12 protein-coding genes and 1 pseudogene are annotated in these 17,752 nt (G+C 37.8%); 8 read left to right on the forward strand and 5 right to left on the reverse strand.

All coding sequences use genetic code 11. From position 1 onward, the window contains the following. Both grpE and dnaK read left to right on the forward strand, forming a co-directional pair. On the forward strand, positions 1-572 hold a 572-nt coding region (grpE, locus tag CWATDRAFT_RS20730), incomplete at its 5' end, for a nucleotide exchange factor GrpE (protein WP_007306868.1). 18 nt (positions 573-590) lie between these two features. Next, the gene (gene dnaK, locus CWATDRAFT_RS20735) at positions 591-2,276 is read left to right on the forward strand and encodes a molecular chaperone DnaK (protein ID WP_007306869.1); all 1,686 of its coding nucleotides are present in this window, start codon (positions 591-593) and stop codon (positions 2,274-2,276) included. Positions 2,277-2,659: 383 nt separating this feature from the next. On the opposite strand, the gene CWATDRAFT_RS20740 is transcribed toward dnaK, so the two are convergent. From CWATDRAFT_RS20740 to CWATDRAFT_RS20760, 5 genes and pseudogenes are all read right to left on the reverse strand, one after another. Further along, the gene (locus CWATDRAFT_RS20740; protein WP_007311965.1) at positions 2,660-2,896 is read right to left on the reverse strand and encodes a hypothetical protein; all 237 of its coding nucleotides are present in this window, start codon (positions 2,894-2,896) and stop codon (positions 2,660-2,662) included. A 401-nt stretch (positions 2,897-3,297) separates the two neighbouring features. Beyond that, complete coding sequence (locus CWATDRAFT_RS20745; protein ID WP_007306879.1) at positions 3,298-4,086, reverse strand: 2-hydroxyacid dehydrogenase; 789 nt, start codon at positions 4,084-4,086, stop codon at positions 3,298-3,300. Positions 4,087-4,305: 219 nt separating this feature from the next. Further along, positions 4,306-5,184 (reverse strand): annotated as a pseudogene (locus tag CWATDRAFT_RS20750) (glycogen/starch/alpha-glucan phosphorylase); the annotation flags it as partial. Between the two features lie 633 nt (positions 5,185-5,817). Then, positions 5,818-6,459: a transposase gene (locus CWATDRAFT_RS20755; protein ID WP_007306877.1), complete on the reverse strand. Its 642-nt coding sequence runs from the start codon at positions 6,457-6,459 to the stop codon at positions 5,818-5,820. A gap of 64 nt (positions 6,460-6,523) precedes the next feature. Next, positions 6,524-7,105: a helix-turn-helix domain-containing protein gene (locus CWATDRAFT_RS20760; protein WP_007303067.1), complete on the reverse strand. Its 582-nt coding sequence runs from the start codon at positions 7,103-7,105 to the stop codon at positions 6,524-6,526. A gap of 4 nt (positions 7,106-7,109) precedes the next feature. Between CWATDRAFT_RS20760 and CWATDRAFT_RS40185 the strand changes: the two genes are divergently transcribed. The 6 genes from CWATDRAFT_RS40185 to CWATDRAFT_RS41115 all read left to right on the forward strand — a co-directional run bounded on the left by CWATDRAFT_RS40185 (position 7,110) and on the right by CWATDRAFT_RS41115 (position 17,653). Continuing rightward, positions 7,110-7,541, forward strand: a complete 432-nt coding sequence (locus CWATDRAFT_RS40185; protein WP_021836454.1) for a hypothetical protein — start codon at positions 7,110-7,112, stop codon at positions 7,539-7,541. 148 nt (positions 7,542-7,689) lie between these two features. After that, entirely contained in the window at positions 7,690-8,448 is a 759-nt protein-coding gene (locus tag CWATDRAFT_RS38725) for a DUF4114 domain-containing protein (RefSeq protein ID WP_007306872.1), read from the forward strand. After that, positions 8,445-9,662: an ABC transporter permease gene (locus CWATDRAFT_RS20770; protein WP_007306873.1), complete on the forward strand. Its 1,218-nt coding sequence runs from the start codon at positions 8,445-8,447 to the stop codon at positions 9,660-9,662. Before CWATDRAFT_RS38725 ends, CWATDRAFT_RS20770 begins: the two co-directional genes overlap by 4 nt. A gap of 24 nt (positions 9,663-9,686) precedes the next feature. Then, entirely contained in the window at positions 9,687-10,580 is an 894-nt protein-coding gene (locus tag CWATDRAFT_RS20775; protein WP_007306874.1) for an ABC transporter ATP-binding protein, read from the forward strand. Between the two features lie 28 nt (positions 10,581-10,608). Beyond that, the gene (locus CWATDRAFT_RS41110) at positions 10,609-14,403 is read left to right on the forward strand and encodes a non-ribosomal peptide synthetase (RefSeq protein ID WP_007306875.1); all 3,795 of its coding nucleotides are present in this window, start codon (positions 10,609-10,611) and stop codon (positions 14,401-14,403) included. Continuing rightward, the gene (locus tag CWATDRAFT_RS41115) at positions 14,318-17,653 is read left to right on the forward strand and encodes an amino acid adenylation domain-containing protein (RefSeq protein ID WP_268742387.1); all 3,336 of its coding nucleotides are present in this window, start codon (positions 14,318-14,320) and stop codon (positions 17,651-17,653) included. The genes CWATDRAFT_RS41110 and CWATDRAFT_RS41115 overlap by 86 nt, the downstream gene beginning before the upstream one ends. The last annotated feature ends 99 nt before the right edge of the window (positions 17,654-17,752 follow it).

Below are 17,752 nucleotides of genomic sequence, written 5' to 3' on the forward strand. Positions count from 1 at the left end.
AAGAGTCCTGCAACACAACTATTACTGCATTAACAGAACAAATAGAGGCTCTACAAGGTAAACTGCAAGAGCAAGGCCAACAGTACGATGTTCTGAAAAATAGTCATATTCGCCTCACCGCCGAATTCGACAATTATCGTAAACGGACTGCTAAAGAAAAACAAGACCTAGAAACAATAGTTAAACGGAATACTATTGGAGAACTATTATCAGTAGTAGATAACTTTGAGCGGGCCCGCAACACTATCAAACCTGCCAATGATGGAGAAACAGCTATTCACAAAAGCTATCAAGGGGTATATAAAAATCTCGTGGATAGTCTCAAACGCTTAGGAGTCAGTCCCATGCGTCCAGAAGGGGAACCTTTTGATCCCCTCTATCACGAAGCCATGTTACGGGAATATACCGATGAATATCCAGAAGGCATCATCATAGAAGAATTAATGCGTGGTTATATGATAGGGGAGCAAGTTCTACGCCATGCTATGGTTAAAGTGGCGGCCCCCAAACCAACAGAGTCTTCCGAAAATACCGAGAGTTCAACCTCCGATGAAACCCCATCAGCAGAATAGGAACCAGTTAGTGAAGCTGTGATCACAGTCCCCGCCTATTTTACCGATGCCCAGCGACAAGCAACCAAAGATGCTGGAACCATCGCTGGCCTTGATGTGCGTAGGATCGTTAATGAGCCGACGGCCGCCGCCCTAGCCTACGGTTTAGATAAACAAGACGATGAACAATATATCCTTGTCTTTGACTTGGGAGGAGGAACCTTTGACGTTTCTATCCTACAACTAGGAAATGGTGTGTTTGAAGTCAAGGCTACGGCGGGCAATAATCATCTAGGAGGAGATGACTTCGATAATGCTGTTTTGCAGTGGATGGTGGAAAATTTTAAACAAACAGAAAACATTGACCTTAGCGTCGATAAAATGGCTTTGCAACGACTGAGAGAAGCGGCGGAAAAAGCGAAAATTGAACTCTCCAGTATGTTGACTACCTCCATTAACCTCCCCTTCATCACCGCCGATGATAGTGGACCTAAACACCTAGAAGCGGAATTAACCCGCGCCCAATTTGAAGATTTAACCAAAGATTTAACCCAAGCTACCCTACAACCCCTTACCCAAGCTCTCAATGACTGTGAAATCGATGCTAAGGCTTTGGTAAAAGTGGTCTTGGTGGGGGGGTCAACCCGAATGCCAGCCATTCACCGTGTGATTCAGCAGGTTTTCCCCAACAGTCAAATGGAACGCTCAATTAACCCCGATGAGGCGGTGGCCTTGGGGGCAGCCATTCAGGGGGGTGTCTTAGGGGGTGAAGTCAAAGATGTTTTATTGTTGGATGTTACTCCTTTATCTCTGGGTATCGAAACTTTAGGAGAAGTCTTTACCAAAATTATTGAACGCAACACCACTATTCCCACCAGTAAATCTCAGGTGTTTTCTACAGCTACCGATGGTCAAACTTCTGTAGAAATTCATGTTTTACAAGGGGAAAGGGCTATGGCCCAAGATAATCGTAGTTTAGGAAAATGTCTATTGGCTGGTATTCCCCCTGCACCTAGAGGAGTGCCACAAATTGAGGTTAGTTTTGAAATCGATGTTAACGGTATTTTAAAGGTAGCGGCACAGGACCAAGGTACAGGGAAAGAACAGAGTATTGTCATTAGCCATACAGGAGGGTTAAAATCCACGGAAATTGAGCGAATGCAGAAGGATGCTAATAAATACATCGAGGAAGATCGTCGTCAAATGAGGATGATCGAAGTCAAAAATCAAGCGGATAGTTTATTCCACACCTATAAAACCACCCTGGATGAAAATGGTGACTTGATTGGTGATGATCTAAAAGTGAAGGCGAAACAGAAGAAAGAACAACTGGAGGCTGCGTTAACTAACTCTGGCCTCAGTTTAGACAAATTAAAGGCTTATGTGGATGAGTTTAGACAAGTTATTCTCACCATTGGTACAGAAGTTTATAAACAGGCTAATGCTAACGGCAGAGAGTTTAATAATACTTTTCCTGAAACTTTAGGAGAACCCATAACATCCTCCACTATGCCCGTTCCTTCGCCACCGAAAACACCAACAGCAGCCACTAATTCTTCTTTTGAGACAACAGTATCTTATCAAAGCACTGCTTCTGTTGACATGGAATCTTTAGCAGATTCAGATTTAGATGAGCTTGAAGGTCTTGATGTAGATGACTTAGAAGTGACCTTTAGTTTTGATGATGATGAAACTATTTCTAATGATTATGAGGCAGTTGATTAAGTTTAAAGGTAGGGTGGGCAAATGTTTAAACTGTAATAACTATGAGCTTTAACAGATAATAATTGCCCACCTTGGTAATCTTCATAAATAGCTCAGACTGGTGGGCAAGTTTTTAATATTCTTTAAATTAATCTTCAAGGTTTTCTGGCTTGCCCACCCTACAAACTTTGATATTAGTAAAAATATTAAGTAGTAAATTTTGCATTAGAAAATATATTTAAGCGTAGGGTGGGCAAATACTTAAACTTTAATAAATATGAGCTTGAACAGACAATAATTGCCCACCTTGGTAATCTTTATAAATAGCTCTGACTACTAGTGGGCAAGTCTTTAATCTTCTTTAATTAGTCTCAAAAATATTCTAGTTTGTCCATCCTACAAACTCATATCCAAGGGAGACTATTCATTAATTTGTCAACACTGGTAAATGAGGCAATTAAGCCAGCAGTGATTGATGATACTGCAACACCAATTATACCCTGAACAATTGAAGGATTACTATGGGTAAAAATTGAATAAGACCAGTAAATCAAAGCTAAAAAGGTTCCTGCCGATGCACCAGCAAAAAAACGTTTAACTAGCTTGAAAGAAGCTGATTTTTCAGGATATTGCTGACTCATTATTTTACTCTAATATCTATAACATAGATCAGACTGCTGGTGGGCAAGTGTTTAATATTCTTTAGTTAATCTTCAAAGTTTTCTAGCTTGCCCACCCTACAAATTTTATTTAATAGAAACAATGAGAAAAATAGTTTTAGAGAATAATTACTTTGGGTTAATTTTATTCACATTCTTTAATTTTTCCCTGGAACTTTCACTTCATTAATCAACTCGTGTCCTTGTTGCCAACTGTTAATATTAGTAATGGTAGTTTGAGCAATTGATGTCAAAGCATTTCTAGTGAAAAATGCTTGATGGGCAGTAATAACTACATTTTGAAAAGACTGTAATAGTTGAAAAGTATTGTCCTTAATAATACTGTCAGAATAATCTTGGAAAAATAGTTCTTCTTCTTCTTCTTAAACATCTAACCCAACATAACCAATCTTACCGGATTTTATACCTTTAATAACGGCACGGGTATCTACTAATTGTCCACGACTGGTATTAATTAACATCATCCCCTTTTTCATTTGTTCAATGGTTTTTTCATTAATAATATGATTAGTTGATGGCAATAAGGGACAGTGCAGTGAAATAATATCAGATGTAGCTAATAATTCTGGTAAATCAACGTATTTAGCTCCTGGTATAGCTTTAAATTGTTCGCTAGGATAAACATCATAACCTAATAAATTACAACCAAAACCTTTCATAATTTGAGCAAAAATCGTGCCAATTTTACCAGTACCAATGACACCAACCGTACTTTCATGTAAGTCAAATCCCAATAAACCATCTAGGGTAAAATTATCATCCCTAACTCGATTATAAGCCTTATTTAATTTACGATTTAACATCAAAATTAAACCCACTGCGTGTTCTGCTACTGCGTAGGGAGAATAAGCAGGAACCCTGACAACTTTTAACCCTAATTCATTGGCTGCGTGCATATCAATCATGTTATAACCGGCACAACGTAGGGCAATTAATTTAGTTCCTTGTGCAGCTAAAATCTTTAAAGTTTCTGCATTTGCAATATCATTAACAAAGATACAAACACAGGGAAAATCTTTGGCTAAAGAAGCTGTTTTTGGGTTTAATTGTGTTTTAAAATATTCTATTTCATGGGGAGAATCAATTTCTTTGTTGGCGAGATCCAAGAATTGACTATCATAGGAACGGGTACTAAATACAGCAACTTTCATAATGGATGATTTTTAGGTTTGCCTAATTGACAAATTAGGTGATTTTATGGTAATAGTCTTCTTGATTTTTCTATCAAAAAAGGGAAGATTTATAGCGTTTCTCGGACTCAATATGTACACCTAATATCGCGCCTCCGAACTCCGAACTCCTAAAACTAGAAAACTCTGTACCTCACAAGTATGAGAAGTGCTATATCTTCCCTTTGGTATCAACACACCCTAGAATTTATTAACCCTGAGTTGTGCTTCTTTTTGGACATAATCTTTGAGTTTGATGGGAACGGGGGGAGCATTCCATATCTTACCACAATAGTCTTTGATGGAGCGATCGCTGGAAAATTTGCCCATTCTAGCTACATTCAAAATAGACATATTACTCCAGTTTTCCTGATCTTTATAAGCTTGAGAAACCTTATCTTGACATTCAATATAAGATTGATAATCTGCTAATAAAAGATAGGGATCATCGTACAGTAAATTATCTACAACACACTGGAATAGTTCAGGATCTCCATGAGAAAAGAAACCAGAACTAATTAAGTCTAAAACTCCTCTTAATTCAGGAATAGACGCATAATAACGACGGGGAACATATCCCTGTGCTTTTAGGTTTAAAACTTCTGGGTTTGTTAATCCAAACAAAAAGAAATTTTCGGCTCCAACTTCTTCACAAATTTCTACGTTTGCCCTATCTAAAGTACCAATGGTTAAGGCACTATTCATAGAAAATTTAATATTTCCGGTACCGGATGCTTCTTTTCCTGCTGTAGAAATTTGTTCCGATAAATCAGCAGCAGGATAAACTCTTTGACCAAAAGTAACGTTATAATCAGGCAAGAAAATCACCTTCAAGCGATCGCCTATATCTCCATCATTATTAACCACATCTCCCACTGCTGTGATTAATTTAATCATACGTTTGACCATAAAATAACCTGGGGCTGCTTTACCACCAAAAATGAAGGTACGGGGGGGAACATCTAGGTTAGGATCGTTCTTCAGACACTTATACAGAGTAATAATGTGTAAGACGTTTAGATGTTGCCTTTTATATTCGTGGATGCGTTTAACCTGGACATCAAATAAGGATTGTGGATAAAGCCAAATAAAAATCATTTTTGGTGGCAATTTCTGGAAATTTACCTTGAAGATAGAAGAGATTATCTAATATAGCCCTTCGTAAAGTTGAAATCTCTAAACCTGTGCGATCATCTTCAATTTTGACAGTATTTTTGTTAACTATTTTCCCTCCGTTGCTCCTTAAACTTAGGAGATAATAATTTTTTAGATTTGACCCGATTATAAAATTATTTATTATGAATTATTGATTTTTTTCATAATCTTAATCTTTGTTTTGGTATGTTTATTAAATTTATATTAATGAAAAATTAATTTATGACTAAATAATGGACAATCAACTAAGTATAATATAGAATGAGCAAAGGAATTAATTATTAATTCTTATATCTCTTTAAAAACAGATTTTTTTTACAAAACTATCTATTCATTGAGTTCCCGTAATCTCAGAAGATAAAATTGAGAAGATTTAAAGTAGGAAACTTTCAGAAAAAGAATTTAATCAAAAAGTAGGACTCTTATGAAACCGTTAACTTTTCGCACCAAAATTGTTGCTACTATTGGACCGGCTTGTTATTCTGCGGATGTGTTGCGTGAGATGATGCTGGCGGGAATGAATGTCGCTAGTGCAGCTTAGCAAAAATAATCCACCAGTCACTTATGATCTTTAAAGCCCTTAAATTTCCAAACGAACGGCTTAGCAAAATGTTGATTAAAGTAATCAATAAAATTGAGAATTTTTTGGGATAGTTCTTCAGTTGAACGGACAGTAATTCTTTTGAGTAAACGCCGGACTAAGATCGAAAACCAACACTCAATTTGATTAAGCCACGATGTATGTTTGGGAATATAAACAAAGCGAATTCGATGAGATTCATCTGATAAAAAATCTGCTCTGCTGTCCATAGATTGCAAAATCCCCTCCTTTCCTTTTCTCCCCAAATCAATAGTAATTCCACAGCTTTCTGCTACTAATTTGACTAAGCTTTCCGATTTATGAGTGTTGAGTTGATCTACAATAAAAATCCATTCTGCTTTTTCATCAATCTTAATCGTTCTCTGGATATGTTCAGAAAAATCTTGTTCTGTTCTTGTCGGTCCAATAGAGGGACTAACAACTTTTCCTCTTGCCACATCCCAGTTCGCAATCAAGCTTAAAGTTCCGTGTCTTTCATATTCAAATTCGATTTTTTCTACTTGTTTAGGCTTGATTCTTTTGTTCGGAAATAATCTCTCAAGAGCTTGAATCCCTGTCATTTCATCTGTAGTAATTAAATGAATTCCTTGTTCTAACAAAGTTTTAGCTTCTTGATGAAGTTCACAGATATATTTGACTTGCTTTTTAAATTTTAAGGGATCATCAATTTTGGCATTTAACCAGTAACGAACGAGATGTGGTTGTAATGTCGCTTCTTTTTAAAAAACGCCCCACACTACGGGGGGAAATCTTTTCGACAATTCCTCTTTTTATGGCTTCATCCGCCAACTCTGAAGGTGTCCAATGGCTCACTGGTCTGTCTGATTTTTCACATTCTTCACAAGCGATCTCTACAATCTGGACTACTTGTTCGACCGTAAAGGATTTTGTTGTTCCAGGTCTTGGGCGATCGCTTAAAATTCCTTTGATCAAGACCATTAATGCTTTCTCCGTTACCTGTTGTTCTTCGGCGGCACTCAGTTTTTCTCTCTCCTCAAACCATCGCGATCGCCACTGACGCACTTGTACTCGGTCTAATTCTAATCTTCGACTAATCGAACTATTGCTCTCTCCTGATGCTGCGGCTAAGATTAGCTTGGCTCGTCTAACAAGGCGATAGGGGTTTGTTGTCCCTCTCACTATTTGTTGGAGTACTGTTTTCTGTAGGTTGGAGAGGTTAATTGGCAATGCTTTTATCATGGACATCAACTTCGAGATTCTTCCGTTAGTTTCATTGAAACACATTGTCGTGGCTAGTCACGAAAGTTTCTGTAAAAATCTGGTGGATTACTTTCGCCAAGCTGCACTAGTCTTTAATGAAGATGGCAGTGGTTTTGCGGTAACAGTAACCGAACCAACAGCAACCATTAGTATTCCTGTTCTCAACGATGGTGTACCAGAAGGGTTAGAGACTGTCCGTTTTACCTTAGAATCGGGAGAAGACTATACCCCCGATCCTAACGCTGACGAAGCTACTTTTTCCCTGGTCGACTCCTCAATATTACCCCTAGACTTTAATACACAAGCTAATACTGTGCAGTTTGTTGGCTCTCCCCTACAAACCATCAACGCTAAATTTAGTCTTATAGGAGGAGATTTAAACAGGGCGATCGAAGTGGGGATATTTGAGGTTGACGACGACACAGGAGGGATTGATTATAGATGGGGATGGGATTATTGATGTTAAACCAGAGGACGCAGATTATCAAAGTACCGCTCTCAGCCGAGCTAGGCCGCTTTTTGCTCAGTTACCCGGCAATGTTTTTCCCAACCCCAGTTAAACTTTATCCGGGTTCTCAGGCAATCAGAGAATTGGTTTTTACGCAGTTTTGAACAACAGCACAGAAGGGATACTTAGTAGGATCACCCTCGATAGTCAAAATGCGCCAAAAAGTGAAGTTGTCTTTGCCACACCATCGGCAAATAATGGACTTAATCCCGTGGGAAACGTATCGGGGAACGGTTCTAGTCAATTAGGATTAAGTTCCGATCTTTCTGATGAAAATGGGGAAAATTTCAACGATCTTGGTTTGGCCATTGAAGTCACAGAAGAGGAATCTGCCTTAAACCCTTCCTTGGATGATGGTGAGTTAGGGGAGACATTAGACTTACGAAATATCGATGTTAATGGAGATGATATAGTCGATGACAATATTGTGGTGCAATTTACGGTTAACGCCGATGGTGTCTATGATAACTTTGTGGGCCTTTATGAAGCAGACGATGAAAGAGGTGCAGTTGCTGGGATAGCCCCCGGAGCCGATGGTTATGCAGCAGAGGCTATTAGACGGAGAGTTATTGGTTTTCAGGGGAGCGGGAGTGGTAGTGTCACCTTATCCGGTAATGACCGAAAAATATTAGTTCCCTTTATGATTGCCGATGGAACCCCTGAGAGTTTTTTGGCTGATAATGTTAACAATGATCCCACTTTAGGTCCCATCGCTTATTTCGAGGATCGATTTGCCAACCCAGATGGGGTGGATCATATTATTGGGATCGATAGTAATACTCTGGGCTTTGAAGAGTTCTATAATGGGGGGGATCACGATTTCAATGATGCGGTTGCAATGATCAACTATTTGACATGAATCTCTTAGAAACCTTAAACATGGCAGTAGCAACTTTGCTGCTCAATAAACAACGAAGCGCACTAACTATGTTGGGCATTATTATCGGCAGTGCCTCAGTTATTTCTATTGTTGGAGTTGGGCAAGCTGGCCAAAAATTAGCCCTAGAACAGTTAAACTCTTTGGGGCCAAACGTGCTATTTATTAATCCTGGTTCCAAAGATACTCGCAACATGAGTATAGAACCCCCCAAAACCCTAGTTTTAGAAGATGCAGAAGCGATCGCCTCTCAAGTACCTGCTGTGGCTAAAGTTGCCCCTCAGCTTAATTTACGGGATATTATGAGCTATCGAGGTCGTAATGCCATTGAATTAGTGTTTGGTGTCACCCCTGATTTTTTGCAGGTGAGAAACTACGAAATAGCTCAGGGAAGGTTTCTTTCAGCCTCCGATATCAAACGGAATAGTCGTGTGGTTGTTTTGGGACCTGATTTAAAAGAACGACTGTTTGAGGACGAAAATGCTCTGGGAAAACAAATTCGGATCAAACAAGAAATTTTTGATGTCATTGGTGTTATGGAGGCAAAAGGGTCTTTTCTGAATACTAATCAGGATCTCGTGGCTTATGTTCCTATTACCACTATGGCCAATCAACTGGTGGGTAGAACCTCTCCTTATGGAACCCAAGTAACTTTTATTGCTGTATCCGCTAGAGATCCTAATAGTATCAAAGCAGCTAAGTTTCAGATCGAAAATTTACTGCGACTACGCCATAAAATTACAGGAGAAGACGATTTTAATGTGGAAACGCAAAAAGATATTTTACAAATTGTCGACCAAATTACCACAGCACTGATTTTAATGCTATCTGTAATCGCAGGAATTTCTCTATTAGTGGGAGGGATCGGCATTATGAATATTATGTTAGTCTCGATTACAGAACGTACCCAAGAAATCGGACTTCGTAAAGCGATCGGAGCTAGTGAACGAGATATCTTACAGCAATTTCTAGTTGAAGCTTTAATCCTCTCTATTGTAGGGGGACTTTTCGGAATTATTCTCGGTGGGGGTTTAATTACCGTCATCGGCATCGTCTCCCCTCTATCCCCCTATTTATCACCTCTAGCGGTTATAGTAGCTGTAGGGACCTCCAGTGGTATCGGCCTATTTTTTTGGGTGTTTCCGGCAAAACAAGCGGCAGCTTTAGAACCTATAGTTGCTTTAAAGAGAAATTGATATCTCTTCTGAATTTACCCAGTTATGTTAAACATTCAAGAATTAAACAAAACCTATAGTAATGGCATAAAAGCCCTACAAAATATCTCTTTAACCATTGAGTCTGGCATTTTTGGACTATTAGGTCCCAATGGTGCTGGAAAATCTACCTTAATGCGTACTCTAGCTACCTTACAAGATCCAGACTCAGGGTTGGTAACATTAGACGGGATAGATATTTTCCAAGATCCCCAAAAAGCACGGGGTTGGTTAGGCTATTTACCCCAAGACTTCGGGGTTTATCCCAATGTTTCGGCTGAGGAGTTATTAGACTTATTAGCGGTATTTAAAGGGTTTGTTAAACCCCGTCAACGTCGAGAAATGGTCGCCCATCAGTTACAACTGGTTAACCTTTATGAAAAGCGAAAACAGAAGTTAGGGACGTTTTCTGGGGGAATGCGTCAACGCTTTGGTATTGCTCAAGCGTTGTTAGGGGAGCCAAAATTAGTTATTGTGGATGAACCAATGGCTGGCCTTGATCCTAGCGAGAGAATTCGTTTTCAAAATTTATTAGCAGAAATTAGTGAAGATCGGGTGTTAATTTTATCTACCCATATTGTGGAGGATGTTGCCAGTCTTTGTCCACAAATGGCAATACTTAATCAGGGAAAAATTGTTACCCAGGGTTGTCCTTTGCAGTTAATGGAGCAACTTCACGGTAAAGTTTGGATGAAGGTTATGAGTCCCACAGAAGCAGGGACTATAAACGAAGAATGGACTATTATTACTGCTCGAATGTTACAGGGAAAACGATATGTTCGTATCCTCAGTGATGCTGCCCCTGATGAGGGTTTTCAAGGGGTTGAACCAGAATTAAACGACGTTTATTTTTCAGCCTTATCAGGGAAACAAAATACTTTAGAAGCAGTTGAGATTTAAGTTAGCACCTCATTTTAATTAAACAACTATGGAAACAATTTCTGATATTTACGAACTTTCTCCTATGCAGCAGGGGATGTTATTTCATTCATTATATAATTCTACTTCTGGGATGTATTGTGAACAAAGGAGTTGTTTACTGAAAGGAGAACTTTCTGTATCTGCGTTTAAACAAGCTTGGCAAGCAGTTATTGATCGTCATACTATTCTCAGAACAGCATTTTATTGGGAAGAGGTAGAAAACCCCTTACAAGTGGTTTATCAAAGGGTAGAATTACCTTGGATAGAGTATGATTGGCGTGGCTTAACTAAGACAGAACAAGAAGAAAAATTAACTGCTTTTTTAGTAAATGAACAAGAAAAAGGTTTTACCCTTGACCATGCACCTTTGATGAGTTGTGGTTTAATGCAGGTGGAAGAAAATGCCTACTATTTTGTTTGGAACTATCATCATTTATTGTTAGATGGTTGGTGTAATGGCATTTTATTAAAAGAAGTTTTTGCATTTTATGAAGCTTTTAGACAAGAAAGAAATTTATTTTTAACCCCTTCTCGTCCCTATGGAGATTATATTGCTTGGTTACAAGAACAAGATAAAGAACAAGCAGAAACATTTTGGAAAAATACCCTCAACGGTTTAAATTCACCCACACTTTTAACTATTGGAAATAATGTTTCTTCTGATGAAAGGGATGAACAACATTATCAACTATCAGAGTCTTTAACTACATCTCTACAAACAATTATTCAAAAACATCGTTTAACTTTGAATACTTTGTTTCAAGGAGCTTGGGCTTTATTATTGAGTCATTATAGTGGAGAGTCTGATATTATTTTTGGGGCAACGGTTTCTGGTCGTCCCCCTTCTTTAACCGATGTTGAATCAATAGTAGGGTTATTTATTAATACGGTTCCTGTTAGAATTAAAGTTAAACCTGATGCTTATTTATTACCTTGGTTACAAAGTTTACAAACACAACAAATTGAAAAAGAACAGTATAGTTATAGTTCCTTAATTGATATTCAGGGATGCAGTAATATTCCTAGAGGAACACCTTTATTTGAAAGTTTAGTTATATTTGAAAATCATCCTATTTCTCTCGATAAAGCTTTAGAAGGATGGAGTAAAAATCTAACTATTAGTGATGGTCGTGGGGTAGAAAAAACCAATTATCCTCTCACTCTTTCTGTACTTCCAGGTTCTACTCTTGGTTTCCGTATTAGTTATGATAAACCTCGTTTTTGTTATAGTGATATTCAGGGTTTAATTGAATATTTTACAACTTTATTAACCAGTATTTCTCAAACTCCTGAGCAACAGTTATGGAAGGTTTCTCTAGATGTGGTAACAACTCTCTTGAGAAGGCAAAAGGTAAATAATAACATTCCGAACTCCCTCATAGTAAATCAGGAAATTATTACTGATACAAAGAAAATAGAAAAAGTTAGAAGTAGAGAAAGTTTTATACATCAATTATTTGAAGCACAAGTTGAGCAAACACCTGATAATATTGCTGTAACTTTTGAAAATGAATCTTTAACCTATCAAGAACTTAATGAAAAGGCTAACCAACTAGCTCATTATTTACAAAGTATAGGGGTTAAACCTGAAACTTTAGTGGGTATTTGTTTAGAACCATCTTTGCAAATGCTAATTAGTTTGTTAGCTATTCTTAAAGTAGGAGGAGCCTATTTACCATTAGATCCTAATTATCCTGAAAAACGTCTTGATTTTATGGTTGACGATTCAGGAATTGATTATTTAATTGGGAGTTCGGAGTTAGGAGTTCGGAGTTCGGAGAGTATAGAATTTTTTGTTGATATTGAGGAACTTAAAGGGGAAATAAGTCAACAAATAGATACAAATATTGATATAAAAATAAACTCGGAAAATTTAGCTTATGTTATTTATACTTCGGGTTCTACTGGGGTTCCTAAAGGTGTACAAATTCCTCATCGTGCTTTAAGTAACTTCTTACTTTCCATGAGTAAAAAACCAGGTTTAACAGCTAATGATACTTTATTATCTGTTACTACTCTTTCCTTTGATATTGCTGCATTAGAACTATATTTACCTTTAATAGTTGGGGCTAAATTAGTTTTAGTTTCTCGAAATGTTGCTATGGAAGGTGTTACTCTTGCGCAACAGTTAGCAACTCATCAAGTGACAGTAATGCAAGGAACTCCTGCAACCTGGAAACTATTGCTTGCTTCGGGATGGGAAGGAAAAAATGATTTAACTATTTTCTGCGGTGGGGAAGCATTAGATTCAGGTTTAGCACAAAATCTACAACAAAAATCTAAAGCAGTTTGGAACTTATATGGACCAACAGAAACCACTATTTGGTCATCTATTTATGAAGTAAACTCAGATAAAGTTAGACTAGGAAAACCTATTGATAATACACAACTTTTTATTTTAGATAAAAACTATAATCCTGTTATTACAGGAGTTCCAGGAGAATTATATATAGGAGGAATGGGAGTTGCTAGAGGATATTTAAACAGGCCAGAGTTGACAGCAGAAAGGTTTATTGCGATCCCCCCAACCCCCCTTACTAAGGGGAGCAAAGGGGGGATCGAAGGAAGTCGTTTATATAAAACAGGGGACTTAGTAAAGTATGGAGAAGATGGAGAGATCGAATATTTAGGAAGAATAGACTATCAAGTAAAATTAAGAGGTTTTCGTTTAGAATTAGGGGAAATAGAAACAGTATTATTAACCCATCCCCAAGTAAAAGAAGCTGTTGTTATTGTCAAAGAAGAAAGTTTAATTGCTTATATAGTAACTAAAGGGAACAGGGAACAGGGAACAGGGAACAGAATGGGTGAAATAAAATTATATGGGGACTTACAAGGGTTTTTAGCGGAAAAATTACCTAATTATATGATTCCATCTAGGTTGATAGAATTAGATAGTTTACCGTTAACTCCTAATGGAAAAATTGATCGTAATGCTTTACCAGAAATTCAATTAAATAGCGAAGATTATACTACACCAAAAACAGCAACAGAGGAAATATTAGCAGGTATTTGGGCAAACATTTTAAATGTTAATAAAGTTGGCTTAGAAGATAACTTTTTTGAGCTAGGAGGACATTCTCTTTTAGCAACACGGTTAGTATCAGAAGTCAGACAAGTTTTTGAGGTAGAATTATCGTTACGAGTCTTGTTTGAAAAACCAACTATTAAAAGTTTATCCATAGCTATTGATGGAGAAGCTAAACAAGAAATTTTACCCTTAGAAAAAATAGATCGTAGTGGAGAGTTACCCTTATCCTTTGCTCAACAAAGACAATGGTTATTATCACAACTAGAACCGGATAATCCTTTCTATAATATTGCCATCGCCCTTCGTTTAAAAGGTACTTTAAATATTGGTGCTTTAACCCATAGTTTCCAAACACTTATTCAACGTCATGAAGTATTACAAACCCGTTTTATAAACCAATATGGAAAACCTTATCTAACTATTGCAGAAACAACTGACATAGATATTCCTGTTATTGATTTAAGTTTAATCCCTGTTGCCAAACAAAACAAAATTATCACACAATTAAGTGAAGAAGAAGCACAACAACCCTTTACATTAGAAAGTTGTCCTTTATTGAGAGTAAAATTATTACGTTTAGCAGAAGAAGAACATATTTTATTGCTAACAATGCACCATATTATCTCAGATGGTTGGTCAATGGGTATATTGGTGCAGGAAGTTGCCACAATATATCAAGCTTTTTGTGCAGAAAAACCATCCACACTCGAAACATTACCCTTTTCAATATGTAGATTTTTCAGCATGGCAAAGAAAATGGTTACAAGGTGACAACCTAGATACACAACTAAGCTACTGGAAAACACAATTAAAAGATACATCAACATTATTAGAATTGCCAAGCGATCGCCCTCGTCCGGTTGTGCAAAATTTTCACGGTTCAACTTATTCTTTTACCCTATCTCAACCTTTAACCACACAGTTACAAAGTCTTTGTCATCAAGCAGGAACAACTTTATTTATGCTACTATTGGGCGCATTTTCTGTGTTACTACATCGCTATAGTAGCAACGAAGATATTGTCATCGGTTCCCCTATTGCTAACCGAAATTATGCTCAAATTGAAGGGTTAATTGGCTTTTTTGTCAATACTTTAGCATTAAGAATCAATTTATCCCATAACCCTACATTTTTTGACCTATTAAAACAGGTGCGACAGGTTGCTTTAGGTGCTTACAGTCATCAGGATCTACCCTTTGAAAAACTATTAGAAGCGTTAGAAGTTCCTCGTTCCTTAAGTCATACACCCCTGTTTCAAGTGATGTTTGTCTTACAAAATACACCTTTAGATCCCATTCAACTACCAGACTTACAATGGGAACCTTTGGAAATGAATAATAATACGGCAAAGTTTGATCTGACTCTGATGATGAGAGAGACGGAAAATGGTTTATTAGCTAGTTGGGAATATAATACTGACTTATTTGAACAAGATACTATCATTCGCTTAGGAACCTGCTTTGAGACTCTATTAAATGCTATTGTTACAGATGCAGAACGTCCTATTTCAGAGTTATCTTTGCTCAATGAAGAAGAAAAGCAACTTTCTCTGGAAAATGGGAGACTGGGAGAGGGGGAGACTGGGAGAGGGGGAGACTGGGAGAGGGGGAGACTGGGAGAGTGTTGTATTCATCAACTATTTGAAGAACAAACTAACAAGACTCCTGATGCGATCGCAGTTATTTGTGGAGAGCAACAACTAACTTATCAAGAACTCGATCGCAAAACAAACCAACTGGCCAGATATTTACAACAGTTTGGGGTGAAACCTGACACATTGATCGGTCTTTGTGTCAAGCGTTCTTTATCCATGATTATTGGTATTTTAGCTATTCTCAAAGCAGGAGGTGCTTATGTTCCTCTTGACCCCAATATACCCCCAGAACGCCTTACCATTCTCCTAGAAGATACTCAAATCAATCTTTTACTAACTCAGAATGATATTAATCTTCCATGGCCCAACACTTTAACAGTCATTGATCTCCAGCAACAGGAAATCTACCAAGAAAGTCAAAATACTCTGCCAACAGATACCACGGCTGAACATCTTGCCTACGTCATGTATACATCAGGTTCAACGGGTATTCCCAAGGGTATATGTATCCCTCATCGTGGGGTGACTCGTTTGGTTAAAAACAGTAATTATGTTGCTCTGGGAGAAGATGATATTTTCTTACAAGCGGCACCGTATACCTTCGATGCTTCAACTTTTGAGATATGGGGTGCATTACTAAATGGGGGACGCTTAGTCATTTTACCCAGTCAAACCCCTTCTTTAGAAGAAATAGGGGAAACTCTGGAAAATTATGGGGTGACAACTCTCTGGTTAACAGCAGGCTTATTTCAGGTTATGGTAGAGGAAAAACTAGAATCGTTCAAAAATGTGCGTTATTTATTGGCAGGTGGTGACGTACTCTCTCCCACTCACGTTAAAACGGTTTTACAAACCTACCCCCATTGTTCTGTTATTAATGGTTATGGTCCAACTGAAAATACTACTTTCACCTGTTGCTCTGTTTTAACAGATGTTGAGCAAATTGGTTATTCTGTACCCATTGGTCAGCCAATTTCTCAGACCCAAGTTTATATTTTAGACAATTATTTACAACCTGTCCCCTTTGGTGTCCCTGGAGAGTTATATATCGGAGGTGACGGGTTAGCTAGAGGTTATCTCAACCGTCCCCAGTTAACCGCAGAAAGGTTTATTGCGAGTCCCTTTGCAACGGGAGAAAGATTGTATAAAACGGGGGACTTAGTTAGGTATGATAGACAGAGAAATATAGAATTTTTGGGCAGAAAAGATAATCAAGTTAAGATTAGGGGTTTTAGGGTTGAATTAGGCGAAATTGAAACAATTTTACAACAATATCCCAAAGTCCAAACAGCGATCGTTCTGGTTAAAGAAAGCAGTCAAGGGAATAAACAGTTAATTGCTTATGTAGTGCCAAAAACAGAGGAAACTCTTGAAATAGAAGAGTTACAGACATTTTTAACGCAAAAATTACCCGATTATCTCCATCCTCATCATTACATGATTTTAGAGGAGTTTCCACTGACTCCTAACGGAAAAGTAGATCGGCGATCGCTTCCTCAACCCATCCTCTCAACATCGAAAAATGAAGCACCTCGTAACCTCATCGAAACCAAGTTAGTGAACATCTGGCAAGATGTGCTAAATCTGGAAAAAGTTGGTATTGAGGATAATTTCTTTGAATTGGGTGGTGATTCTATCTTAGCTATGCAAATTGTTAGTCGTGCTAATGGTATCGGGCTAAAATTATCCCCTAAGCAGTTATTTCAACATCAAACTATTGCTCAGTTAGCAGCGATCGCCACTTCCATAGACTCCCCCCAAGGGGAACAAGGTTTAGTCACTGGGAAAGTTCCTTTAACTCCGATTCAACACTGGTTTTTTGAGCAAAATTTAGCTAAAATGGCTCATTTTAATCAGTCTGCCTTCCTAGAAGTTCCTCAAACCCTCGATTTTGTGCAACTAGAAACGGTATTGCGCCATATTATTGAACATCATGACGCTTTAAGGTTGCGCTTTAACCTCTTAGAAACGGGGTGGGAAGGGAATATAAGCGATCCCGATGAGCAAGTACCTTTGACTTATGTGGATCTTTCTGGTTTATCAGATCAGACACAAGAAAAGGCGATCGCTGTAACAGCAACAGAGTTACAGTCGAGTCTTGATCTATCATCTGGGCCATTATTAAGAATAGCTATCTTTGACTTAGGAAAATTGCGATCGCAACAACTCCTGATTATTATTCATCACTTGGTGGTTGATGGAGTTTCCTGGCGCATTTTATTAGAAGATATCCAAACCGCTTATCAACAATTAACAGAAAATCAACCTATTGAACTACCCCTAAAAAGCACTTCTATCAAAACTTGGTCAGAACAACTTCAGAATTATTCCATAGAAGAAGAGAAAGAATATTGGCAAGAAATAGCCTCAAAAACTTGTGTCTCTTTGCCTAGAGATTATCCAGAAGTGAAAATACTATTGCAGTAACTAAACAAGTTATTGTTACGTTGGGTACAGAAGAAACCGAAACCCTATTAAAACATTCCCTAAACTTCTATACTCAATAACACATGTACTGTCCGCCAA

The organism is Crocosphaera watsonii WH 8501, from assembly GCF_000167195.1.
Lineage (GTDB): Bacteria > Cyanobacteriota > Cyanobacteriia > Cyanobacteriales > Microcystaceae > Crocosphaera > Crocosphaera watsonii.

What these genes read in the sequence shown, in the direction of transcription:
- CWATDRAFT_RS20740 (WP_007311965.1), bottom strand. Translation starts at nt 2,896, where the DNA reads ATGAGTCAGCAATATCCTGAAAAATCAGCTTCTTTCAAGCTAGTTAAA.
- CWATDRAFT_RS20745 (WP_007306879.1), bottom strand. Translation starts at nt 4,086, where the DNA reads ATGAAAGTTGCTGTATTTAGTACCCGTTCCTATGATAGTCAATTCTTG.
- CWATDRAFT_RS20760 (WP_007303067.1), bottom strand. Translation starts at nt 7,105, where the DNA reads ATGTGTTTCAATGAAACTAACGGAAGAATCTCGAAGTTGATGTCCATG.
- CWATDRAFT_RS20770 (WP_007306873.1), top strand. Translation starts at nt 8,445, where the DNA reads ATGAATCTCTTAGAAACCTTAAACATGGCAGTAGCAACTTTGCTGCTC.
- CWATDRAFT_RS20775 (WP_007306874.1), top strand. Translation starts at nt 9,687, where the DNA reads ATGTTAAACATTCAAGAATTAAACAAAACCTATAGTAATGGCATAAAA.
- CWATDRAFT_RS41110 (WP_007306875.1), top strand. Translation starts at nt 10,609, where the DNA reads ATGGAAACAATTTCTGATATTTACGAACTTTCTCCTATGCAGCAGGGG.